The 22,110-nt window shown below is 63.0% G+C and carries 19 protein-coding genes and 1 pseudogene; 12 read left to right on the top strand and 8 right to left on the bottom strand.

All coding sequences use genetic code 11. From position 1 onward, the window contains the following. The first annotated feature begins 365 nt into the window (after positions 1 to 365). The 4 genes from EJ075_RS13470 to EJ075_RS13455 are packed head-to-tail and all read left to right on the top strand — an operon-like array spanning position 366 to position 4,256. On the top strand, positions 366 to 1,355 hold the full coding sequence (locus EJ075_RS13470; protein WP_126104658.1) for a substrate-binding domain-containing protein: 990 nt from the start codon (positions 366 to 368) through the stop codon (positions 1,353 to 1,355). Continuing rightward, positions 1,352 to 2,353, top strand: coding sequence for an ABC transporter permease (locus EJ075_RS13465; RefSeq protein WP_126104657.1), 1,002 nt, complete (start codon positions 1,352 to 1,354; stop codon positions 2,351 to 2,353). The genes EJ075_RS13470 and EJ075_RS13465 overlap by 4 nt, the downstream gene beginning before the upstream one ends. Beyond that, positions 2,350 to 3,114, top strand: coding sequence for an ATP-binding cassette domain-containing protein (locus EJ075_RS13460; protein WP_126104656.1), 765 nt, complete (start codon positions 2,350 to 2,352; stop codon positions 3,112 to 3,114). Before EJ075_RS13465 ends, EJ075_RS13460 begins: the two co-directional genes overlap by 4 nt. A gap of 56 nt (positions 3,115 to 3,170) precedes the next feature. Continuing rightward, on the top strand, positions 3,171 to 4,256 hold the full coding sequence (locus EJ075_RS13455) for a Gfo/Idh/MocA family oxidoreductase (RefSeq protein WP_126104655.1): 1,086 nt from the start codon (positions 3,171 to 3,173) through the stop codon (positions 4,254 to 4,256). A gap of 10 nt (positions 4,257 to 4,266) precedes the next feature. Here the strand turns inward: EJ075_RS13455 and EJ075_RS13450 are convergent, their stop codons facing one another. Then, entirely contained in the window at positions 4,267 to 4,542 is a 276-nt protein-coding gene (locus EJ075_RS13450) for a hypothetical protein (RefSeq protein ID WP_126104654.1), read from the bottom strand. Between the two features lie 211 nt (positions 4,543 to 4,753). On the opposite strand from EJ075_RS13450, the gene EJ075_RS13445 reads away from it, so the two are divergent. Continuing rightward, positions 4,754 to 5,728: an ABC transporter substrate-binding protein gene (locus EJ075_RS13445; protein WP_095487092.1), complete on the top strand. Its 975-nt coding sequence runs from the start codon at positions 4,754 to 4,756 to the stop codon at positions 5,726 to 5,728. Positions 5,729 to 5,806: 78 nt separating this feature from the next. Further along, positions 5,807 to 7,483, top strand: a complete 1,677-nt coding sequence (locus tag EJ075_RS13440; RefSeq protein ID WP_126104653.1) for an iron ABC transporter permease — start codon at positions 5,807 to 5,809, stop codon at positions 7,481 to 7,483. 6 nt (positions 7,484 to 7,489) lie between these two features. On the opposite strand, the gene EJ075_RS13435 is transcribed toward EJ075_RS13440, so the two are convergent. The 3 genes and pseudogenes from EJ075_RS13435 to EJ075_RS13425 all read right to left on the bottom strand — a co-directional run bounded on the left by EJ075_RS13435 (position 7,490) and on the right by EJ075_RS13425 (position 10,035). Continuing rightward, positions 7,490 to 8,557: an ABC transporter ATP-binding protein gene (locus tag EJ075_RS13435; RefSeq protein WP_126104652.1), complete on the bottom strand. Its 1,068-nt coding sequence runs from the start codon at positions 8,555 to 8,557 to the stop codon at positions 7,490 to 7,492. A gap of 121 nt (positions 8,558 to 8,678) precedes the next feature. Beyond that, a pseudogene (locus tag EJ075_RS13430) lies at positions 8,679 to 9,429 on the bottom strand (3-hydroxybutyrate dehydrogenase). Between the two features lie 69 nt (positions 9,430 to 9,498). Beyond that, positions 9,499 to 10,035, bottom strand: coding sequence for a TetR/AcrR family transcriptional regulator (locus tag EJ075_RS13425; RefSeq protein WP_095487096.1), 537 nt, complete (start codon positions 10,033 to 10,035; stop codon positions 9,499 to 9,501). 145 nt (positions 10,036 to 10,180) lie between these two features. Here EJ075_RS13425 and EJ075_RS13420 point away from each other — a divergent pair, with 145 nt between their 5' ends. Then, positions 10,181 to 11,446, top strand: a complete 1,266-nt coding sequence (locus EJ075_RS13420) for an efflux RND transporter periplasmic adaptor subunit (protein WP_126107330.1) — start codon at positions 10,181 to 10,183, stop codon at positions 11,444 to 11,446. Further along, on the top strand, positions 11,446 to 14,532 hold the full coding sequence (locus EJ075_RS13415; protein ID WP_126104651.1) for an efflux RND transporter permease subunit: 3,087 nt from the start codon (positions 11,446 to 11,448) through the stop codon (positions 14,530 to 14,532). The genes EJ075_RS13420 and EJ075_RS13415 overlap by 1 nt, the downstream gene beginning before the upstream one ends. A 78-nt stretch (positions 14,533 to 14,610) precedes the next feature. Here the strand turns inward: EJ075_RS13415 and EJ075_RS13410 are convergent, their stop codons facing one another. Further along, positions 14,611 to 15,084 (bottom strand): L,D-transpeptidase, encoded by a 474-nt coding sequence (locus EJ075_RS13410; protein WP_095487655.1) that lies wholly within the window; start codon positions 15,082 to 15,084, stop codon positions 14,611 to 14,613. Between the two features lie 237 nt (positions 15,085 to 15,321). Further along, positions 15,322 to 15,822 carry a hypothetical protein gene (locus EJ075_RS33120; protein ID WP_164547095.1) on the bottom strand — a complete coding sequence of 167 codons (501 nt, stop codon included), beginning with the start codon at positions 15,820 to 15,822 and terminating at the stop codon, positions 15,322 to 15,324. On the opposite strand from EJ075_RS33120, the gene EJ075_RS13400 reads away from it, so the two are divergent. Further along, positions 15,815 to 15,982 (top strand): hypothetical protein, encoded by a 168-nt coding sequence (locus tag EJ075_RS13400; protein ID WP_126104649.1) that lies wholly within the window; start codon positions 15,815 to 15,817, stop codon positions 15,980 to 15,982. The two genes, EJ075_RS33120 and EJ075_RS13400, sit on opposite strands and share 8 nt — an antisense overlap. Positions 15,983 to 16,079: 97 nt before the next feature. Here the strand turns inward: EJ075_RS13400 and EJ075_RS13395 are convergent, their stop codons facing one another. Then, the gene (locus tag EJ075_RS13395) at positions 16,080 to 16,766 is read right to left on the bottom strand and encodes a response regulator transcription factor (protein ID WP_126104648.1); all 687 of its coding nucleotides are present in this window, start codon (positions 16,764 to 16,766) and stop codon (positions 16,080 to 16,082) included. 47 nt (positions 16,767 to 16,813) lie between these two features. Between EJ075_RS13395 and EJ075_RS13390 the strand changes: the two genes are divergently transcribed. Beyond that, positions 16,814 to 17,593, top strand: a complete 780-nt coding sequence (locus EJ075_RS13390; RefSeq protein WP_185928140.1) for a response regulator transcription factor — start codon at positions 16,814 to 16,816, stop codon at positions 17,591 to 17,593. A gap of 73 nt (positions 17,594 to 17,666) precedes the next feature. Then, positions 17,667 to 19,754 (top strand): PAS domain S-box protein, encoded by a 2,088-nt coding sequence (locus EJ075_RS13385; RefSeq protein ID WP_164547093.1) that lies wholly within the window; start codon positions 17,667 to 17,669, stop codon positions 19,752 to 19,754. Positions 19,755 to 19,887: 133 nt separating this feature from the next. Here the strand turns inward: EJ075_RS13385 and EJ075_RS13380 are convergent, their stop codons facing one another. Next, positions 19,888 to 20,298, bottom strand: coding sequence for a hypothetical protein (locus tag EJ075_RS13380; RefSeq protein WP_095487107.1), 411 nt, complete (start codon positions 20,296 to 20,298; stop codon positions 19,888 to 19,890). Positions 20,299 to 20,732: 434 nt separating this feature from the next. Between EJ075_RS13380 and EJ075_RS13375 the strand changes: the two genes are divergently transcribed. After that, positions 20,733 to 21,935 (top strand): aromatic ring-hydroxylating dioxygenase subunit alpha, encoded by a 1,203-nt coding sequence (locus EJ075_RS13375; RefSeq protein ID WP_095487109.1) that lies wholly within the window; start codon positions 20,733 to 20,735, stop codon positions 21,933 to 21,935. Positions 21,936 to 22,110: the final 175 nt, after the last annotated feature.

The raw sequence follows: 22,110 nt of genomic DNA, 5'->3' as shown, positions 1-22,110 counted from the left end.
GACATTCGGGAGACGTTGGCGGGACAGCGCCAGCGCCTGTCCTTCATCGCCGCGTTCTTCCTCCCTTTCCCTGCTGCGCTGCAGCACATCAAAAGCCGCTGCATACCATTTTAAATCTTGACGCGTGTCAAATTTTTCTAAAACATGCGGAAATGCTGACAGGCATCGGTCAGCGCTCTGGGAGGAGAAATGCCTGACGAAAAGTGGCCCGAACCGGGCGCGGAACCCGCAAACCGTTTGGCAATCGCTGATCGGTCGGCAGCTTGTCATCGCAAGCGCCGGGCTGGCCTTCGCCGGCACAGGCACTCCGTTAGCCGTACAACGGTTCGATTGCGACACAACCAACAATTAGGAGGAGGAAGAGCATGCGCATGTTCAATTGCCTGACGCTTGGCGCAGGTCTGTTTGCAACCGTTATTTCCATGCCCGCCCAAGCCGAAGACGCGGCGAAGGTCGCCGCTATCGTCAAAGGTCTCGACAATCCCTTCTTCCAGTACATGCACCGGGGCATCGAAGAGCAGGCCAAGGCCGACAACGTGGCCGTCACTATCCAGGCAGCCGCCAATATGGGCGACGCCACCGGGCAGGCCGATCGGCTGACCGCCATGGCCATGCAGGATTTCGATTGCTATCTGGTCAATCCGATCAGTGTCAGCAACCTCGTCCAGGCACTGGTCCCTGTCGCCCAGAAGAACAAGCCGATCATCAACATCGACAGCACCATCGACGCCGAGCAGGCCAAGGCCGCCGGCTTCACCATCTCAACCTATATCGGCACCGACAACGTTGCCGCCGGCGTATTGGCAGGCGAGGAGATGCTGAAGCTGGTTCCTGCGGGCTCCAAGGTCGCGCTGGTGGCCGGCATCGTCGGCGATGTCGGCAGCAACGCCCGCATCAAGGGCTTCAAGCAGGCCGTCGAAGGCAAGCTCGAAGTCGTGGTGATGGTCAGCGCCGACTGGGACCGCGAGAAGGCGCTGACCGCGGCCACCGATATCCTGGCCGCGCATCCCGATCTCGCCGGTTTCTTCGCCGCCAACGACATCATGGCGCTCGGCGTCCAGCGCGCCGTCCAGACCTCGGGCAAGGACGTCAAGGTGATCGGCCTTGACGGCATCGTCGATGCGCTGAAATCGGTCGCGGCCGGCGAACTCTCCGCCACCGTCGCCCAGTATCCCTATGTCGTCGGCGCCATGGGCGTGGAGGCCTGTAAGGCGGCGGCCTTGGGCAAGGAACTGCCCGCCAACGTGCCGGCGCCGGTCTTGCTGATCAACAAAGACAATGCCGAAGCCTCGCTGAAGAACTTCCCGCGCCCGGGCGGCGACTATCCCGATCCCTTCCGCGAGATGTTGAAGTGAGCACTCCTGAACAAAACGCGCCCGTGCATACCGCGGGCGCGGCGGAGGAGAGCCGCCCCTCCCTGTCGGCTCTCCTCCTGGATCCTTCCTTCTGGGCCGACTGGGCATCGGTCGTCGGCCTTGTCGGCCTCGTCATCGTCTTCGGCATCGCCCAGCCGATCTTTCTCAGCATCGCCAATCTGCAGGCCCTGCTGCTGGCGGCGGCGATCCTGGTCGTGCTGTCGATCGGCCAGACCTTCGTCGTGGCGACCGCCGGCATCGATCTCTCGCTGGCTGCCGCGGTTATGCTGGGCGCCATCATCCTCGGCCTCGTCGACGCCGCGGGTTATGGCATCTTCCTCGCCTGCGCGCTGGCTGTCGCCGCCACCAGCGCGGTCGGTTTCCTGAATGGCGTGCTCATCACAGCCGGGAAAATACCCGACTTCGTGGTGACGCTCGGCACGCTTTCGGGCGTCACCGGCCTCGGCCTAATCCTGTCAGGCGGCGAGCCGATAATGGTCGGCTCGACCTTCCTGCTGCGGCTGGCTTCGGGTTCCTTAGGGCCGTTCGGCTATCCCGTCTGGGTGGCGATCGCAGCCGTCATCGTGGCGCATATAGCGCTCTACCACACCCGCTTCGGCGTGCATCTGCTGGCGACCGGCGGCCAGGTCGAAAGCGCCGGCGCGCTCGGCATCCGCACCAACCGGGTCAAGATCGCCGCCTATACGATTTCAGGCTTCTGCGCCGGCATCGCCGCACTGCTCCTGGTGGCGCGCATCGGCTCGGCCGAACCGCAGATCAACACCAGCCTTCTCCTGAATTCGGTGGCGGCGGTGGTGCTCGGCGGAGTCAGCCTGTTCGGCGGCCGCGCCAGCATTCTTGGGCCGGCGATCGGCGCGCTGATGCTCACCGCGTTGGTCAACGGACTGACCCTGCTCAGCGTTTCGGCGTTCTACCAGCCGCTCGCCGTGGGCGCCATCGTGGTGCTGGCCGCTCTGATCATGCGGTACCAGAAATGAGCGCGGTCCATCATATCCCGCCATCCGAGGCGATCCTCGCCTGCCAAGGGCTGAGCAAGCATTTCGGCAGCATTCGCGCCTTCACCGACGTCGCGTTCCAGGCCCGCCGCGGCGAGGTCACCGCTGTCATCGGCGACAATGGCGCCGGCAAGTCGACGCTAATACGCTGTCTGGTCGGCGTGCATGTGCCGGATGGCGGCGAAATCTTCTTCGACGGCCAGCCGCATCCCTTCGCCAACCCCGACGAGGCGCGCAAGGCCGGCATCGAGACGGTGCACCAGAACCTGGCGCTGATCGACGAATTGACCGTGGCTCAGAACCTGTTCCTCAACCGCGAGATCGTGCGCCGGATCGGCCCCTTTGCCCTGCTCGACCGCAAAGCCATGAAACAACAGGCGCGCGCCATGCTGTCGCGCCTGTCGATCAACATGCCTTCGGTCAGCCAGCGCGTGCGGCGCCTGTCGGGCGGACAGCGACAGGCGATCTCAATCTGCCGCGCCGCGGGTTCAGGCGCCAAGGTGGTGGTGATGGACGAACCGACGGCAGCGCTCGGCGTGCAGGAGACGGCCAATGTCGAAGCCCTGATCCGGCGGCTGCGCGAACAGGCCGTCAGCGTCATCCTGGTCAGCCATAATTTTGATCAGGTGCGGCGCCTGTCCGACCAGATCTGGGTGATGCGGGCGGGACGGATGGTGGCAACGGTCCGATCGTCCGAGACCACCGGCAACGAACTCGTCGCACTTGTCACCGGCGCGGCGTAGAGGCAACCCATCCGGCCATCTCGTTACGAATTGAATGATACAAAGGGAGTTTGCGAGTGGCGATAATCCGTGTCGGACTTGTGGGTCTTGGCGAGGTCGCGCAGTCGATCCATCTGCCGGTGCTGGCCGACCAGCGCGATCGCTGGGTGATAGCGGGCGTCTATGACGTCTCGCCGAGCCTGGTGGCGCTGTGCACATCCGAATACCCAACCGCCAAGGCCTTCGAAACGGCAGAAGCGCTGATCAATTCGCCCGACATCGACGCAGTTTTTGTTCTGTCATCAGATGACACCCACAGCCGTTTCGTCCGAGCTGCCGTAGCAGCCGACAAGCACGTCCTTCTGGAAAAACCCGCTTGTCTGACGGTGCGCGAGATCGACGAACTGCTGGTGCTGACGACGAATTACGCCAAGACGATCTTCGTCGGCTACATGCGCCGCTATGCACCTGCCTATCTGGCTGCCAGGGACGAACTACCCGCCTTCGCCGACATCACTCATGTGCGCATCTTCGACCTGATCTCCGAAGGCCGGCATTTCCTGAAGAGGAGCCAGAACATCCTCTATCCCAGCGATATCGACTCGGCGCTACTGGCACGCGGCGCCAGGGAGCGCGACACGCTGATCCGCGAAATCGTGGGTGCCGATGCGCCGGCCGATCTCGTGCGCGCCTATCGCGGCCTGACCGCGCTGTCGTCGCACCACATCTCAGCGATGCGCGGGCTCATCGGCGAACCGGTTCGCGTGCTCGCCGCGCACCGGACCAATGGCGGCGCCAACACCTCAGTGACCTTCGACTACGGCCATTTCGCCTGCCAGTATGACGCGGTGGTCGACGATCTCGGCCTGTTCGATGCCATGATCGAGGTGCGCTCGAACACCAAACGCATCCGCATCGTCTACGACACGCCCTATATCCGCAGCCTGCCGACACGGCTCGAAGTGACGGAAGCCGGACCGCTCGGCCCGGTCACGCGGACCTTCGGGCCGCTCTATGGCGACGCCTTCTCCAACGAGCTGGAGACTTTCCACCGCCACATCTCAGATGGCACCAGGCCATTGACGGACCTGGCGGATTCGCGCCGCGACCTGGCGCTGATGGCCGAGATCATCGCGCGGATGAAGGAGGCTGGCGGGCGCTGAGTGCCCGCGCCTACTTCCCGCAATGGTGATCGTTGATCTTGTTTAGCGCATTCGCGTCGGGTCCGATCCGGTGGTAGGAGCAGGCTCCTGCGGCTGTGGTGACCAACTGCTGGTCATAGTAGCGCGAGCCGCCAAACAGGATGTCGATGATATCGTCTTCGGCGGGAACGTAGCGTTCGGATTGAACCCGGTGGTCGCGGTGCTTGTCGCCCGCGAAGGCGGAAGCGGATAGGCTACAGCCTATCGCGAGAGCGAGCACGCGGATCGCAAAGCGTCTTGTCGTCATCGGCAATCACCTTCTGGCCGTTCAGCATCTCACCATACATCCAAAATCGCCAGCCGAGCAAAAGTTCCCCGGATCGTCCGAGGCGACGAAAAACCTGCCATCCTTGCCGATCCCCGCCTGTCACAATAGGTTTATCCTGCGGCGCTAGGGAGAGCGTTCTCGCATCCGGCGCTCAGCCGGATCCGTCTCTTCACACGAAGTGGGGTTTTCCATGCGCAAGATCATTCTCGCCGCCATGTTTTTGGCATCCGCCATCGCAGGCGCTTCAGCTGCCGACGGCACGCTGGTCCTCTATACCAGCCAGCCCAACACCGACGCTCAGCAGACCGTCGATGCCTTCATGGCGAAATACCCCGCAGTCAAGGTCGAATGGGTGCGCGATGGAACACCGAAGATCCTGGCCAAGCTGCGTGCTGAGATCGAAGCCGGCCAGCCGCAGGCGGACGTGCTTCTGATCGCCGACGTTGTGACCATGGAAGGGCTGAAGAAGGAAGGAAGGCTGCTCGCCTATCCCGAGGCCGATGTCTCCGGCATCGACGCCACCCTCTACGACAAGGACAAGACCTATTTCTCGACCAAGCTGATCACCACCGGCATTGTCTACAACACCAAGGCGCCCTTCGTGCCGGCGAGCTGGGAAGACCTCACCAGGCCGGAGGCGAAGGGCCTTGTCGCGATGCCCAGCCCGCTGACCTCGGGTGCGGCGATGATCCACACCGTGACGCTGACCGGAAACCTGCCGGAAGGCTGGGACTATTACAACGCGCTCGCCAAGAACGGCGCCCAGGCAAGCGGCGGCAATGGCGACGTGCTGAAGGCCGTCAGCGGCGGCGACAAGCTGTTCGGCATGATTGTCGACTACATGCCCATCCGCGAAAGGGCCAAGGGCGCGCCCGTCGAGTTCGTATTCCCGAGGGAAGGCGTCTCGGCCGTCACCGAGCCTGTCGCCATACTGTCCACGGCCAAGAACACCGAGGCGGCCAAGGCCTTCGTCGATTTCCTGCTGTCCAAGGACGGACAGCAAGCCGCCGCGAAGATGGGCTACATTCCGGCGCGCGCCGATATTGCCTTGCCCGCCGGCTATCCCGATCGCTCGTCGATCAAGGTGCTGCGCTACGATGCGGCCGCCGCGCTCGCCAACGACGCCGCCAACAAGGAAAAGTTCGGCGCCGTGATGAGCCAGTAGCGAGTCCAGCCGCCAGTGGTATCGTCCGCGCAGTATATCCTCCCCGGGCAGTCCGTGCCGGCACGGCGCGGGCCCGGGGTGCGGACCACATCGGGGTTTCGCGCGTCGGCGCTCGCCGTTCTGCTGGTCATCGCCCTGCTCAGTCTGCTGCCGATGGTCAGGCTCCTCGTCGCGGCCGTCGCGCCGGGCGGTGAGCTCGATTTCGGCGCATTCGCCGAACGCCTGGCCAAGCCCGCCGCCTTACGGGCGACGTGGCATACGCTGGATACTGCCTTTTTCGGCGCCGTGCTGGCGGTCTGCCTCGGTGGCCCCGTCGCCATCGCCGTCACCATGACCGACCTGCCCGGGCGAAAGCCCCTTGGTTTCCTGCTTTTGCTGCCGCTGATGATCGCGCCGCAGGTGACCGCTTTGTCGTGGCTGCATCTGTTTGGCCCGTCCAGCACGCTTCTCGGCATGGTCGGCATGGCGCCGCCACCGGGCACACCCAATCCGATGCTCGGCCGCAATGGCATCATCCTGCTTTACGCAGTCCAGCACGCGCCGATCGTCTTCATCACGTTGCGGGCGGGGCTTTCGCGGATTCCTCGCGATCTCGTCGAAGCAGCCAGGGCCTCCGGCGCCAGGCCGCTCTTCGTGCTGCGAACCATCGTCCTGCCAATCGTGCGTCCTTATATCGTGGCTGCGGCGGCACTCGCCTTCGTTTCCGGCGTCGGCAATTTCGGTATCCCGGCCCTGCTTGGAATGCCGGTCAACTATCTGACGTTGCCGACGCTGATCTATCAGGACCTGTCGAGTTTTGGACCTGGCGTCTTGCCGCAGATCACCGCGCTGTCGGTGCTGGTCGGCGTGCTGGCGCTGGCCGGTGTCACTTGCCAGTCGCTGGCTCTGCGCGGCGCCGCTCACCGCTTTACTTCAGGCACGCCGGCGCGTTTCGAGCTCGGGCGCTACCGCCTGCTGCTGGCCGGTCTCGGTTGGCTGGCGATCGGCTTCATCCTCGTGCTTCCGGCTTGCGCTCTGCTGGCGACGTCGCTCGTGCCGTCCTTCGGTGTCCCGCTTGGCTGGCAAACGTTGACCGCGTCCAACTATGCCGAGGTTCTTGTCCGCCAGGCTTCGACCGTTCGCGCCTTCCGCAATTCCCTTCTTTTTGCCGGTGCTGCGGCACTGATCCTCGCCATCGGCGTCATCCCGGTGACCGCTGTGCTCGAACGGCTCGGCCGGCGTTGGCAGCGTCTCCTCAGCGGCATCGTCGACCTTCCCTATGCGGTCCCCGGCGTCGTGCTTGCGATAGCCTGCATCCTCCTGTTCCTGCGCCCGCTGCCGCTGGTCGGCAGCCTCTATGCAACGGCCTCGATCATCGTGGTCGCCTACGCGATGCGGTTTTTCACGCTCGCCTTGAAACCAGTGGCTACCGCGGTCGGGCAGATTTCACGCGACCTCGACGAGGCGGCGGCGGTGTCGGGTGCTGGGTCCCTGCGCCGGCTTGCAACGATAACCGCGCCGCTCGCCGCACCCGCGGCAGTGGCAGGCGGGCTGCTCGTCTTCATGAGCGCCTTCAACGAGCTGACGGTCTCGGCCTTGCTCTGGTCGAGCGGCAATGAGACGCTCGGCGTGGTGCTGTTCAGCCTCGAGGAAGCAGGCTTGGGAACGCAGGCCGCCGCGATCGCCGTTTCCACGATTGCCGTTGTCGTCGTCCTGCTGCTTGTGCTCGACCGGTTCGGCCGGCGGCTTCCGGCAGGCGTCTTGCCCTGGCGGTAAGCAGCGTTAGGCGCCTGGAATAATCCAGGCGTCCGAGACGGCGACATTCACGCTCTGGCCGACTGCCACTGCCTCGGTGCTGTCGATCAGCAATTCCTGTCCTGGTCCTGGTCCTGGCCCTGGCCCTGGCATCGGCAAGGCCAGCCGCACCTCATGCACCGGACCGCGATAGACGCTGTCGAGCACCGTCGCCGGCATGCCCTCAGGTGAAATCCGCAGCGCTTCCGGTCGCAGCAGGATTTTCACCGGCCCTGCCGATGTCCCGGCACTTCGCGCCACGAGGCGATGCCCGGCTATGTCGACCGTCGCGGTTTCTTCGGCATGATCGATGACTGTCCCCCCAACGATGGAACCGCGCCCAACGAAGCCGGCAACCGTGGCATTGGCCGGGGCGCGATAGACCTCCTGCGGCGCCGCCGCCTGCAGCACCTTGCCTCGGCTCATAATGGCAACGCGGTCGGCCAGCGCCAGGGCCTCGGCCTGGTCGTGGGTGACATAGACGATGGTGGCGCCGGTGCGGCGATGGATGTCGCGAAAGGCGTCGACCATCGACGAGCGCAAATGCATATCGAGATTGGCGAGCGGTTCGTCGAACAAGATAATTTTGGCGTCGGCAACGAGGCAGCGCGCCAGCGCCACGCGCTGGCGCTGGCCGCCGGACAGTTCCTCGATGCGGCGGCTTTCAAACCCATTGAGTCCCACGATATCGAGAACCGCGCCGACACGGCCAGCGATCTCGCCCCGTTTGACGTGCCGGGCTTTCAGCGGATAGGCGACGTTTTCGGCGACATCCATATGCGGCCAAAGCGCATAGGACTGGAAGACGACACCAACGCCGCGCGCTTCCGGCGGCACCTGCCGCTGCGGATCGGCCATCAATTCGTCGCCAAACAGCACGCGGCCTTGGCTGGGCGCCTCGAAGCCGGCGATCAGTCTCAGCATCGTGGTCTTGCCGCACCCGGACGGGCCGAGCAGCGCGGTGAACGAGCCCGCCGCGAAGTCCAGCGAAACGGCATCAAGCGCGGCGGTTTCATTGAACCGCTTGGTGAGACGCTCCACCTTGATTTCGCTCATGCTTCACCAATCGGCATATCATTGTGTCCCGCCGATTGTTCACGCAACCGGTGCGGCATGGCGTCGGCATACGTTGGAAATCCGGCCGTGACAATGATGGCTGCGGCAATGGCGCCGGTGCTTACTGCGCCGTCCGGCCGCCATCAATCGGCAAGGTTGTGCCGGTGATCTGCTTTGCCGCATCCGTGCATAGGAACAACGCCCGTGCGGAAAGCTCGTCCACGGTGACGAACTCCTTGGTCGGCTGGGGGGCGAGGAGCACGTCGCGCTTAACCTCTTCCACGGTCATGCCGCGCTTTCATCGTGTCCGGAATCTGCTTTTCGACCAGCGGCGTCCAGACGTAGCCGGGCGCGATCGCATTGACGGTGACGCCGTCAAGTGCCGCCTCCAGCGCCACTGTCTTGGTCAGGCCCGCTATGCCGTGCTTGGCCGACACATAGGCGGACTTGAACGGCGAGGCGACCAACGCGTGCGCCGACGCAGTGTTGATGATGCGGCCCCATTTGCGCGCCTTCATACCGGGCAGCACCGCCTTGATTGCATAGAAGGCGGCGAGCAAATTGATGCGGATGATGGCTTCCCATTTGTCGTCCGGGAATTCCTCGATCGGCGCGACATGCTGGATGCCGGCATTGTTGACCAGGATGTCGAGACTGCCGAAGGTCTCTTCGGCCTCGCGCACCATGGCGCTCACTGCTGCCGCATCCATCATGTTGGCGCCGGAGTAACGGCATTTGACGCCGAATCCGCTTCGATGCCGGCGCGCTCCCGCTCCATGGCGGCTGCTTCGGCCCAGGCCGTTGATGGTGACGTTGGCGCGCTCAAAAGCGCTGCTATCGACCTGACCCGAGGGTGCGCACCGGTTTTGGATAGGACGGAAAGGCTGCGCTGGGCCGCATCGGACGAGAAACCGTTGGCCGGCTCTGATGGCATCCTCGATCTATCCCGCAATTTCCAGCAAGGACGATACCAGCAATCGACGTTCGTCCCGTGAAAGGACGTCCGAATCGAAGAGGTTCATGCTGCGAAGCCCTTCGATGGCGAGATAGCAGACCAGCAGCGCCTTGAGGTCCGGCGTCTCTCCCTTGAGCCGCTCGAAGACCTGCCGCCTGAACGATTTTATCGGTGTCAGGAAATCGGGATCCTCGGCGATCGCCGAAAATATCCAGGAAGCCGACGGTTTCGACTCCTCGGCATGTTCGGCTGAAAGCTTGATGTAAGTCGCAAGCGGGCTTTCGCCGATGACGCCGGCCGTGCGGGCGGACTCCAGCGCCTGCTCGAAGGCGCGCAGGTAATCCTCCACCAGCGCCTGCATCAGTTTCGCCTTGGTCGGGAAATTGTACAGCAAGCCGCCTTTCGACACGCCGGCACGGCTGGCGACGGCGTCCAGCGACAGGCTGCCGGGCCCTGTCTCGCGTGCCACATCGGCGGCGGCGGCGAGAATCTTCTCACGCGAATTTGCTCTGCGGGCTTTCATCAATCGCCTCCCCATACATTAGCCTATGCGGAATTGACAAGACCGTCCAGACGGTACAGTAAGATCGCCGTCATTTGAAATCGGGACCAGTCACAGGTATGTGTTTCGGTCATCCGACCGTTATGCCGGGCCATGGCCAAGGGGACTGTTCGTGATCAAGCGCTTCATCATCGCCTTCATTCTGCTCGTGCTGGTGTGCGGCGGCATCGTCGGCTTCAATTTGTTCCGCGACAATGCGATCCAGCAATTCTTCGCCACGATGAAGCCGCCGGCCGCGACGGTGTCGACGACAATCGTCAAGCCGACCAGCTGGACGCCGGGCGTCGAAGCGATCGGCACGGTAAGCGCGGTACGCGGCGTCGACCTGACCGTCGAAACCGCCGGCATCGTCAAGGACATCCTATTTCACGCCAATCAGAAGGTTGAAGCCAACGCGGTTCTCCTTCAGCTCGACGATGCCGCCGAGCGCGCCGATCTCGATGCGACGAAGGCGCAAGCAGCGCTCGACCAGACGGCGTTGACACGCGCCCTTGAATTGCAGAAACGCGGTGTCGGCTCGGAATCGACGCTCGACACGGCGCGGGCAACTGCATCGGCTTCCGCTTCGCAGGTCAACAGGCTGCAGGCGGTGCTCGATCAGAAGCTGCTGACAGCGCCCTTCGGCGGCACGGTCGGTATTCCCAGGATCGATCTCGGCCAGTATCTCTCACCCGGCACTTCCGTAGTGACACTGCAGGACCTGGAGACGATGCGGGCCGATTTCTCGATTCCCGAACAGCAGCTCCCGCTACTGAAGATCGACCAGAAGCTGCGGCTGGGCATTGGCGACGGCGAGCTGCCGTTCGCCGGCACCATCCGCGGTATCGACCCGAAGATCGACCCGACCAGCCGGCTGGTGACGGTCAGGGCCGAGGTCGCTAACCCCGAAGGCAAGCTGACCCCTGGCCAGTTCGTGCAGGTGCGCGTCGAATTGCCCGAGGAAAACAACGTGCTGACGGTGCCGCAGACCGCGCTGACGTCCAGCCTGTACGGTGACTTTGTCTTTGTGGTGCGTCCGGCGAAGCCGGCCGCGGCCAGTGGCGCGGCCCCTGCTGCTGCGAAGCCGGAAGAAAAGCCCGCCACGGACACCGCGAAGCCCGCGGCCGAAGCACCCGCGGCAAAACCGGAGGAAAAACCGGCTGCTACCCCGGCCGAACCGAAAGCGGAAGAACAGAAGCCGCAGCTCGTGCTTGCCCAGGTGTTCGTTAAGCCCGGCCGCCGCAACGCCGGCCTAGTTGAGATCCTGGAAGGCATCCAGCCCGGCGACGAAGTCGTTACCGCCGGCCAGAACCGGCTCTCCAACGGCATGTCCGTTGCCGTCGACAACACGATCGACCCGACCAAGCCGGCAAACCAGCAGGCAACCCAGTAATGAGCTTTTCCGACCTCTTCATCCGCCGTCCGGTCCTTTCGACCGTGCTCGCCTTGATGATCCTGCTTCTGGGTTTCCAGGGCATCTTCAACCTTTCGATCCGGCAGTATCCGGAAGTTGAAGAAACGGCCATCACCATCACCACGGCCTATCCCGGCGCCAGCGCCGACTTGATCCAAGGGTTCATTTCCGCGCCGATCGCCCGTGCCGTCGCTTCGACCGAAAACATCGATTATGTCACGTCGGCGAGCCGGCCGTCCTCCAGCACCGTGACGGTGCAGATGAAACTCGGCTCCAACCCCGACATCGCGCTGAATGAAGTCTTGTCGAAGGTACAAGGCGTGCGCGGCGAGCTGCCGGACGAGGCCGAAGACCCGGTGATCGTCAAGGGCACCGGCGAGCAGTTCGCGATGATGTATATCTCGATGCAGAATCCGAACATGACGCCGGAACAGCTCACCGAATATATCGAACGAGTCGTGCGGCCGCGCATGTCGACGGTCGAGGGCGTTGCCGACGTGCAGATCTTCGGGGCCGCCGAATATTCGATGCGCGTCTGGATCGACCCGATCAAACTGGCGGCGCGCGGCGTGACGGCGGCGGAAGTGCTGACCGCCATTAACGAATCGAATTTCCTCTCCGCGCCCGGCAATACCGAAAACGAGTACGTGGCTTCCTCGATCACCGTCCGCTCGACGCTGCAGACGCCGGAGGCTTTCGCCGCCCTTCCGCTCCGCTCCAACAACGGCAATGTGGTGAGGCTGCGTGACGTCGCGCGCGTCGAGCTCGCCGCGGCGAACACCGACACCAGGGTCAGCTTCAACGGCAAGCCCGGCATCTTCCTCGCCATCTTCCCGACGCCGGCCGCCAATCCGCTGACGACAGCGGAGGCGATCCACGAAATTGTGCCGACCATCCAGGAGACGCTGCCGCTCGGCATGACGATCGAGATCGTCTACGATTCGACCGAGCAGATCAGCGCTTCGATCGAGGAGGTGTTCAAGACCATCGGCGAGGCGGTCATCATCGTCATCGTCGTCATCCTGCTCTTCCTCGGCTCATTCCGCTCGGTGTTGATGCCTATCGTGACCATTCCGCTGTCGCTGATCGGCGTCTGCTTCCTGCTGTTTTCGTTGGGCTATTCGATCAACCTTTTGTCGTTGCTGGCTATGGTGCTGGCGATCGGCCTCGTCGTCGACGATGCCATCGTGGTGGTGGAAAACATTCACCGCCACATGGAAGAAGACAACATGTCGCCGATGCAGGCGGCCTTCAACGGCATGCGGGAGATCTCCTCCGCCGTCGTCGCCATGACGATAACGCTGGCCGCCGTGTTCGCGCCGCTGGCCTTCACCGGCGGCCTGACCGGCGCACTGTTTCGCGAATTCGCGGTGACGCTTGCCGGCTCGGTGGTGCTTTCGGGTGTCGTCGCCCTCACCATCACACCGATGATGTCGGCACGCATCCTGAGGGCCGGCTCGCACAGCCGCTTCCAGCGCATTGTCGACAACACGTTCGGGCGCGTCGAAAACCTCTACGAGCGGCTGGTCAGCGGCTCGCTGAAATATCGCCCGGTGACGCTGATGATCGTCATCGCATTGGTCGCCACGACCGGCTTCATGTTCACCAGGACCGCGAGCGAACTGGCGCCGGAAGAAGACCAGGGCTTCCTGCTTTCGCTGGTGACCGCGCCGCGCTACGCGACGTCGGACTATACCGAGAGCTACGTCAATCAGATACTTGGCCTGGTCGATGACCTGCCTGAGACGCGGGCACGGTTCTCGGCGGTCGCCTTCGGCGGCGGCCAGACGAACACCGCTTTCGTCGGCTTTGCGTTCAAGGACTGGGCCGACCGCACGCGCAGCTCGAAGGAACTCCAGGAAGACATCACGGGTCGCCTCAGCAAGGTGGCGGGCGTCGAAGCTTTCGTCTTCGCACCGCCGACGCTGCCAGGCTCGGGCGGCGGCCTGCCGATCACAATGGTGGTGCGTTCGACCGGCGAGGCCTCCCAGGTCTACGAGGCGGCAGAGGACATCAAGAACAAGGCGCAGGCCTCCGGCCGCTTCATGGTCGTGCAGAACTCGATGACCTTCGACGCGCCGCAAGTGACGGTGACGATCGACCGCGACCGCGCTGCGGCGCTCAACCTGCCGATCGCCGACATCGGCCGGACACTGACCCTCTTGGTCGGTGGCGCCGAAGTGGCGCAATTCGACCGCGAATCCAACAGCTACGACATCATCCCGCAGGTGCCGCAGAAATTCCGCGACAACCCTGAAAAGCTGGCCGAGTATTTCGTGCGCAGCGCGTCGGGCGAGATGGTGCCGCTCTCGGCGGTGGTGAAGATCTCGACCAATGCCTCGCCGGCCGTGATCGAGCAGTTCAACCAGTTGAACTCCGCCACGATTTCCGCTCTGCCATTGCCCACCGTCACCACCGGCGACGGGTTGAAGACCATCGAGGATATCGCCAGGGAAAGCCTGCCCGACACGTTCTTCATCGACTATACCGGCCAGTCGCGGCAGGAGAAGGAACAGGGCTACACGATCATTATCGCCTTCGCGGCAGCCGTTCTCGTCATCTATCTGGTGCTGGCGGCGCAGTTCGAAAGCTTCCGCGATCCGTTGATCATCATGATGTCCGTGCCGCTGTCGATCTTCGGCGCGATCGTGCCGCTCAATCTGGGGCTGGGAACGCTCAACATCTATACGCAGGTCGGCCTGATCACGCTGATCGGTCTGATCACCAAGCACGGCATTCTTCTGGTCGAGTTCGCCAACCAGCAGCGCGAGCACCACGGGATGCGGCGCCGCGATGCCATCATCGCCTCGGCCAAGGTGCGGCTGCGGCCGATCCTGATGACGACGGCGGCGATGGCGCTCGGCGTGGTGCCGCTGATCATCTCCAGCGGCGCGGGTGCTGCGGCACGCTACTCGATGGGCCTGGTGATCTTCACCGGCATTCTGGTGGGAACCATGTTCACCCTGTTCGTGGTGCCGATGTTCTACACCTTCATCGCCAGCAAGGACCTGCCGCATCATGCCGAGAAGCCGGACCCGAAGCTGATGCCGGTGCCGATTGATTGAATGACGAAAAAAGGCCGGAACTTCCGGCCTTTTTCTTGGGCAGTCAGTCATACTCGTCAGGCCGATCGTCTCGGCTAGCTATTTGACGATAACGATCCGGGTATTGGCCGGGCCAAAAATCTCGACAAGCTGGTAGAAATCGGCGGCGTTGGCCGGATGCAGCCGCACGCAGCCATGCGAGGCCGGCTGTCCCAGGCGCTTGACGAAATTAGTCGCATGGACGGCGTAGCCACCCTTGAAGAAGACCGAATGCGGCATCGGCGCGTTGTCGTATTTCCTCGAATACCACATTTGGTGCATGCGGGTCGGCTTGAACGAGCCGGTCGGGGTGACATGCCCCTTGGCGCCGGTCGAGACCTTCCACGCGAAGGTCGGCCGCCCGTCGACCAGGACTTCCATCGTCTGTTGCGAAATCGAAATCCGCGCCACGATCTGATTGGCGGCCCGATTGGCGGCATGGGCGACGCCATTACCGGCGCCGAACAGAAGAGCTGCACCCGTCAGGGCGGCGGCAGCGACGTTGATGAGCTTGGCAGAAATGGCAGTGTACATGAGATCCCCCTGTCTGCCGGACATGGCCGGCTCCAATTCGATGACCGGCTTATCGTCGTGCGATGTTTCGAATTGATTTCGTGTGGCAGGCATTTCTGTTTCGAATCTGTTTCCTCTGGTTAACGACCGGAAGCCTATCCGTGGACATCCGAAAGGCGGAACCCGGAGGACATGACGCCCTCGTTTGACCGGCGGAAGCAGAAGGCGCAGTCATTGCTAAACGAAAGTAATATTGCCTCATATGAAAGAAATTTGACTTGCATCGAAACCAATTTGCAACAAAGCGCGCGCGCTAGCGGCATGATCTGGATACAGGCTACCCGCAGAGTTGACCCAACGAAAACAGCCGGCACAAACGAAGATGAACCTGCAATCGAACGCGATGTCCTGGGTTTTCAGGATAAGCATAGCCGCAGCGGTCCTTGGCGGCGTCGGCACCTTCGCTGGCGGCCCGACGACGAAGCTTGCGGGGATGACTTCAAGCGAAGTTTCGACGCTACATGCCGCACTGTTTTTCGCCACGGTCTGGATTGTGTCCAGCCTGCGCATCAACCGGCTCAAGGCCCTCTGGCGGGTCGGTTTTGGGCTGAAGAAGATGCGCGGCCCCTCCGGCAACTTGCAGCCGAGAGGACCGAAGGCCCGCGCCGCGACGGGGGGCTCCGCTGGCGGCGCGGGCGCTTCGGGGGTTTCCCTGAAGCGAACCTGAAACCGAATTTGGGGAACAAAACCGATGAACACGAAATTTGCTGCTTCGGTGCTTTCCGCACTGCTCTACGCGCAGGGCCTGCTCGGCTTTGCCGGCCTCGCCACCGTGCTCCTGAAAGATCGGGCCCATGCCAGCGAACTCGGCACGGCCTACGAAAGGCCGTCAGGGCCGTCGCTCCTCGTGGTGCGCTGAGTTGCAAGCGCATGCCCCCGAAATCGGAGACGATTTTCGCTGGGGATCATGCGCAAAATTGAAGTGCTACAGTATCCTTTGCGAAGTGGGCCAGCCGTCAGTCGGCGAACTGCGTCGGCGGATCGAACCGGTAACCCGCCCCCCTTATGGTGGTGATGGTTTCGGTGTCGAGCTTGCGGCGCAGCCGCACGATGCGCGAATCGATCGAGCGATCGAAGGCATCGGCATTTTCGGCGGGCGCGGCGGCAATGATGTCGTCGCGCGTCAAAACCTTGCGCGGGCTGGCCAGAAACAGTCTGAGCAGCGCCACCTGACCCGGCGACAATTGTTCTTCAGTGCCGGAGCGATGCATCACCATGGCCGACCGGAGGTCGACCGTCGCGTTCTCCAGCACGACCAATTCCCCGACGTTCCTGCCGCGCCTTGCCAGCAAGCCGCCGATACGGGCGGCGAGTTCCCTGACGTTGAGCGGGCTTTCGACGACATCGGCGGCGCCGAGTTCGAGCGCCAGCACCTTGTCGACGAGATCAGCCGGCCGGCAGATCAGGATGAAATCCGGCCCGCCCTCGCCGCCATGGCGCCTGAGCAGATCACGCCCTTCCGCCTGGCTGAGGCTGTCGCCGACGACGACGACATCGATGCCCTTTCCGGAAAGCAGGGATTCGGCCTCCCACGGCTGCCGCACCGCGCGCACGTCATGACCGCGCCGTTCAAGATGGTCGGCGAGATCGGTCGCGACCACTTCGGCGACGGAAACAAGCGCGATAATGGATCGTGCAGCCATTTTTTTCCCACCCTGCAACCGGCAACCCAAGATGAGCGCTGGACATGATGTTTATACCCAATCTACTTTCCACTGAAAGCGGGAGCGAGAGCATAGTGCGGGCACGAATTGTCATCGTCGAGGACGAGCCCGATCTGAGGGACGCGGTCGCCGAGTATCTCGGCGCCAGCGGCTATGATGTCGCCACGGCCGAGAGTGCCAGTGCCGCGCGAACCTTGCTGGAAACGCAGTCGTTTCACCTGGCCATCCTCGACATCGCCATGCCAGGCGAAGACGGCCTGTCACTCGGCCGCTGGCTGCGCTCGAAAATGCCGATCGGCATCATCTATGCCACCGCCGCCGGCACCGCGCTCGACCGCATCGTCGGGCTGGAACTTGGGGCCGACGACTACATCGTCAAGCCTTATGAATTGCGCGAGGTGCTGGCGAGGGTCCGCAGCGTGCTGCGCCGCGTTCCGCAGCCGACCGAGCCGCAGAGCGCCAAGGCCGAAGCAACAGCCAATCGCCGTTACATGAGCTTTGGCCCCTTCCATGCCGATCTCGACGGCAGGTTTGTCACCGGCACCAATGGGACGGTCATCGACATGGCCAAGAGCGAGTTCGACGTGCTGGAGGTCTTCCTGACACGCGCCAACCGATTGTTGACGCGTGCGGCGATCTCCGAGGCGATCGGCTTCGTGGAAGATCCTGAATCGTCGCGCGCGGTCGACATCCGCATCATGCGGCTGAGAAAGAAGATCGAGGCGGACCCGGCCAATCCGAAATTCCTGCGCACGGTGCGCGGCGAAGGCTATATCTTCTCGCTGCCGACCGGCGAAAGCAACTGAGCGGAGCGACCGCCTGGTATCATCTAGCCCGGCGTCACTCTGGCTTGGTACGATTCTGAAATGATGGCTGACCATGACGGTTGAAGCAGCACCCAGCGATATGCACGGCGTCAGGCAGGGCGCGGCGATGGCCGCTGTCCATGTCGTTCGCCGGCTTCGCGAAGCTGGCGACTGGCAGCGCGAGATGGACAGCATTCTTGAAACGCTCTGCGGGGCCATGGATTGCCAGCGCGGCATCCTGTTCCGGTTGCGCGAGCTGCCCGGCCAGGGGTTTGCCCAGTCGGTCGCGGCCTACTGGATCGATCCCCGATTTGGCGACGAGCTGGCGTCGCCGACGATCATCATGCAGTCGGTCGTCAATTCGGACCCGCTGCTGGAACGGTTGGCGGAGGACGAGCGGCAAGGCAAGATCTTCGCCGGACACACGCGCGACCTCGAAGGCTTTCTGAGGACCGACTTCGAAAAGCAGCACATCAAGTCATTCCTGTCGGTGTCGGTCTTTGCGCATGGCCATTTGTGGGGCACGCTGGCGGTCAACGCCTGCGTGAACGAGCGTGAATGGACCGACGAGGAAGAGGCGACGCTGCACATCGTGGCACTGGCCATCGGCGACGCCATCGAACGATCGCTTTCCGATGCCCATGCCAGCGAAGTGATCCGCCGCACGATGCTGCAGGCTTCTCTCGACGCCATCATCGTCATCGACGAGACCGGTTCTATCATCGAATTCAATCCGGCCGCCGAAAAGATGTTCGGCTACCAGCGCAGCGGCATCCTCGGCAAGGACCTGCTCGACACCGTCGTTCCGGAATATTATCGCAAGGGCTATGTGTCGGGCGCCGAATACATGTCGGGCCGCGGCGCGCCGATGGTCGGCCAGCGGATCGAGACCGTCACCCAGAATGCGGCCGGCGAGGTCTTTCCGATCGAACTGACAGCGACCGAGATGCGGGTCGCCGATCGCCGCCTGATCTTCGGCTCGATCCGCGACCTTCGCGACAAATTGCGTGCCGAGGAGGAGATCGGCCGCCAGCGTGAAAAGCTGCACCAGAACGAGAAGATGGCGGCGATGGGCTCGCTGCTGGCCGGCGTGTCACACGAGCTCAACAACCCGCTTGCCGTGGTCGTCGCCCAATCGACGCTGTTGCATGAATTCGCATCTGACCCGCAGACCAAGGTGCGCGCCGAGAAGGTGCGCGCCGCCGCCGAGCGCTGCGGCCGTATCGTCAAGAGCTTTCTCTCGATGGTCCGCCTGCATCCCGCGTCGCAGGCCGAGACCGACCTCAACCAGGTGGTCCGCGCGGCACTCGAAGTGACCGCCTACGGCGCCAGGTCGAGCGGCATCATCATCGACACCGATTTCGCCAGCGGTCCGCTGCTGGCCATGGCCGACGCCGACCATGTGACGCAAGTGGCGGCCAATTTCCTTATCAACAGCCAGCATGCTTTGGCCGGCATCGCCGGCGACCGGCTGATCAAGGTCCGTACGTTTCGCGGCGACCACGGCAATCCCGGATTTTCGGTCGAGGACAACGGGCTGGGCGTGCCGGAAGCGATACGCTCCCGCATCTTCGAATCCTACTTCACCACCAAGCCGGTCGGCGTCGGCACCGGCATCGGCCTGTCGATCTCGAAATCGATCATCGAACGGCACAATGGCAATGTCTGGTTCGAAGAAGTTCTGCCGAGGGGCGCCCGTTTCGTCGTCCAGTTGCCGGCGATCTCCGCCGGCGCGGCCATCGCCGGCGAAAGCCCGGCGCGCTCGAGCGGATTGCGTCATGCCCTGATCATCGACGACGAGCCGGATGTCGCGGCGTCGCTGTCCGACATTCTGGAGTTGATGGGAATCAAGTCGCGGATCGTGCCGGCCTGGGCATCGGCCGCCGCGACCTTGAACGGCCATATGCCGCCGGACATCGTTTTTTCCGATCTGCGCATGCCCGGCATCAGCGGCATCGCCATCTATCGCGAGCTGCTCGCCGAAAAACCTGATCTGGCGCGGCGTTTCGTGCTGGTCACCGGCGATCTGATCGGTGCGAAAGCCGAAATCGAGGGGTTGCCTGCGCCGCAGCGGCCGCAGATCCTGGAAAAGCCGTTCAGCACACTGGACGTGCGCGGCGTGCTCTCGGCCATTGCCGAGCAGGCCGCCTTGGGCAGCTAGAACTTCGGACCGGTGGAAACCGGTTTTTGGAAAATGCGATTCTCAACAAAGAGCTAGCGCCCGGAGAAAAAAGACTCCCGACCGACGATGCGGTGGGAGCCTGCCTGGAGCGCTGGAGGGTCGCTCGGGGGCATCAAAAAACGTTCGGCGTATCGGTGGCTGGCGCGGCATTGGCGATCACGCGGACCGTGCGAGCCTTGTGGATGCCGGACTGCTCGGCGATGACGCGCAGGCAGTCCGCACTCTCGGCGCCCCAGGCCTGCCCTTTGCAGACAAAATCGATCTCCGGCATCGGCAGGCGCGCGGTCTTGGTCGTGGTCGGCGCGCCGTCGACGATGTTTGCCGGTGGATTGAGTGAGGCGAAGGCTGGACCAACAGTCGGCGCGAACGCCATGCCGACGAATGCGGCGGCAGCCAGCACCGCGAACAGCGCCATCGGATGGTCGTTGGCGCGTTGGCGCAGTGCCAGCTTTGGCCGGCGGTCGTTGCGCTCCGGCGCCTGCACACGGCGGTCATTGTAGGCAGTCTGGATTTTCGTATACATCGCCGTTCCCTTCGTTGATTTTCTTTTTCTGTTGAAACGAACGTACTCGCGCTTTGTAACAAGCCAACGATGACGCGCATCCGGCAATGTAACGGGCAAGAAACCGATTTTTCGGCATCTTGGACAAAACCGGTTCGAGCATCGGCGGACATCGGAATTGCCCTGAAAACAGGCGAGCCCTGGGCGGTTTTTTTCCATCTTCGGGAGCCATGTTTTCCACGCGGCTCTCATGGCTCAAGCCGAGATAAGACGTCTATGCGAACCTTGGCTAACACCCGGAATTTTCGAGATTTCTCAAGCCTTGAGCGTTTGGCTTCCGACAAACAACGTCGGAAGATTTCGCAGCAAGAACTGGACCAATTCCGACAAGCCATTGCAATTCAATGAAAAATATGCTTTTATTGAATGAGCATTCAACAAAAGATGAGTCTTTTATGAACCCACACCTCCGTGACGTGGCGATCCCCAACGAATGGGACCGGCGGGGTCTGCCGGGTTGGAGCTATCATTCCGACGCCCTGCTCGAACTCGAGAAAGAATACGTCTTCCGCAATCATTGGCAGATCGCCGGTCACGTCTCCGACCTGCCGAACGCCGGCGACTATCTGACCATGGACGTAGTCGGCGAGCGGGCGCTGATCGTGCGCGGTAAGGACGGCGTCGTGCGCGCTTTCAACAATATGTGCCGCCATCGCGGCAGCCGCGTCGTCGCCGACAGCCAGGGCACCTGTAAGAATGCTCTGGTCTGCCCTTTTCATGGCTGGGTCTATAATCTCGACGGCACGCTGCGGGGCGCCGCCCGTCCGCGCTCTTTCCCGGATCTCGACAAGACCGAATTCGGCCTGATGCCGCTCGATCTCGAGATCTGGATGGGCCTCATCTTCATCCGCTTCCGCAAGGGCGGCCCGCAGCCGTCGGTGGCAGAGCTGCTGAAACCGATCGAGACCGAGATCGCCCATTACAATGTCGCCGAGATGGTGCCGTCCTGGGGTATCTGGACCCAGAAGAGCCCGGTCAACTGGAAGTCGGTGCGCGATGTCGACAATGAAGGCTACCACGTTGCCATGGCGCATCCCGCATTGCAGGACCTTTACGGCGCGACCTATTTCGACGAGCCGTTCATCAATGGCGTGTCGCGTTCCTTCGCCACTTACAATCCGCATGCCGGACGGCGCTGGAGCGTCGGGCAATACATCAAGATCGCGCCCGAGGCGACGCGTCTGCCGGAACACCTGCGCAAGGCCTGGATCTATTACGGCATCTTCCCTAACAACGCGCTGTCGATCATGCCGGAATCCGTGCAGTTCTATCAGGAGTTTCCGCTATCGACCGGCGAGACGCTGCTGCGCGGCGCCATCTACCGCTACCCCGACGAGACCAGGGAGCAGGCAGCGGCACGCTATCTCGCCTACCGCATCGATCGGGACACCATGAACGAGGACGTGCAGCTTTCCGTGTGGTCCAATGAATCCATGCTGTCGGAAGCCTTCGGCGGCTTCTATCTCTCCGACCTCGAATATGGCGTGCGCACCCACCACGACCATCTGCGCAAGCAAATCCCCGTGCTCGGGCTGGAAACGGCGCCGAAGGAAAAGGATATGTGGGCGCTGAACGACGCGCTGCGGTCGCAGATGTAAAGGCGAGACGGAGAAGCTGCCGATCTCCCCCCTTGCGGGGGAGATGGCCGGCAGGCCAGAGGGGGTCGCCCCACATAGAGCGCCAACCTCCATCTACCGCAGTAGGTCGCGTCCGGTCGAACCGACCCCCTCTGTCGCCTTCGGCGACATCTCCCCCTCAAGGGGGGAGATCGGC

It is taken from the genome of Mesorhizobium sp. M6A.T.Cr.TU.016.01.1.1 (genome assembly GCF_003952585.1).
Classification (GTDB): Bacteria; Pseudomonadota; Alphaproteobacteria; order Rhizobiales; family Rhizobiaceae; genus Mesorhizobium; species Mesorhizobium mediterraneum.
Note: the sequence above shows the minus strand (reverse complement) of the source record. Positions and strands in the feature narration are given on the sequence as shown.

What these genes read in the sequence shown, in the direction of transcription:
- EJ075_RS13410 (WP_095487655.1), bottom strand. Translation starts at nt 15,084, where the DNA reads ATGTACACTGCCATTTCTGCCAAGCTCATCAACGTCGCTGCCGCCGCC.
- EJ075_RS13400 (WP_126104649.1), top strand. Translation starts at nt 15,815, where the DNA reads ATGAACACGAAATTTGCTGCTTCGGTGCTTTCCGCACTGCTCTACGCG.
- EJ075_RS13470 (WP_126104658.1), top strand. Translation starts at nt 366, where the DNA reads ATGCGCATGTTCAATTGCCTGACGCTTGGCGCAGGTCTGTTTGCAACC.
- EJ075_RS13390 (WP_185928140.1), top strand. Translation starts at nt 16,814, where the DNA reads ATGTTTATACCCAATCTACTTTCCACTGAAAGCGGGAGCGAGAGCATA.
- EJ075_RS13445 (WP_095487092.1), top strand. Translation starts at nt 4,754, where the DNA reads ATGCGCAAGATCATTCTCGCCGCCATGTTTTTGGCATCCGCCATCGCA.
- EJ075_RS13395 (WP_126104648.1), bottom strand. Translation starts at nt 16,766, where the DNA reads ATGGCTGCACGATCCATTATCGCGCTTGTTTCCGTCGCCGAAGTGGTC.
- EJ075_RS13385 (WP_164547093.1), top strand. Translation starts at nt 17,667, where the DNA reads ATGACGGTTGAAGCAGCACCCAGCGATATGCACGGCGTCAGGCAGGGC.
- EJ075_RS13460 (WP_126104656.1), top strand. Translation starts at nt 2,350, where the DNA reads ATGAGCGCGGTCCATCATATCCCGCCATCCGAGGCGATCCTCGCCTGC.
- EJ075_RS13425 (WP_095487096.1), bottom strand. Translation starts at nt 10,035, where the DNA reads ATGAAAGCCCGCAGAGCAAATTCGCGTGAGAAGATTCTCGCCGCCGCC.
- EJ075_RS13435 (WP_126104652.1), bottom strand. Translation starts at nt 8,557, where the DNA reads ATGAGCGAAATCAAGGTGGAGCGTCTCACCAAGCGGTTCAATGAAACC.
- EJ075_RS13375 (WP_095487109.1), top strand. Translation starts at nt 20,733, where the DNA reads ATGAACCCACACCTCCGTGACGTGGCGATCCCCAACGAATGGGACCGG.
- EJ075_RS13380 (WP_095487107.1), bottom strand. Translation starts at nt 20,298, where the DNA reads ATGTATACGAAAATCCAGACTGCCTACAATGACCGCCGTGTGCAGGCG.
- EJ075_RS13450 (WP_126104654.1), bottom strand. Translation starts at nt 4,542, where the DNA reads ATGACGACAAGACGCTTTGCGATCCGCGTGCTCGCTCTCGCGATAGGC.
- EJ075_RS13415 (WP_126104651.1), top strand. Translation starts at nt 11,446, where the DNA reads ATGAGCTTTTCCGACCTCTTCATCCGCCGTCCGGTCCTTTCGACCGTG.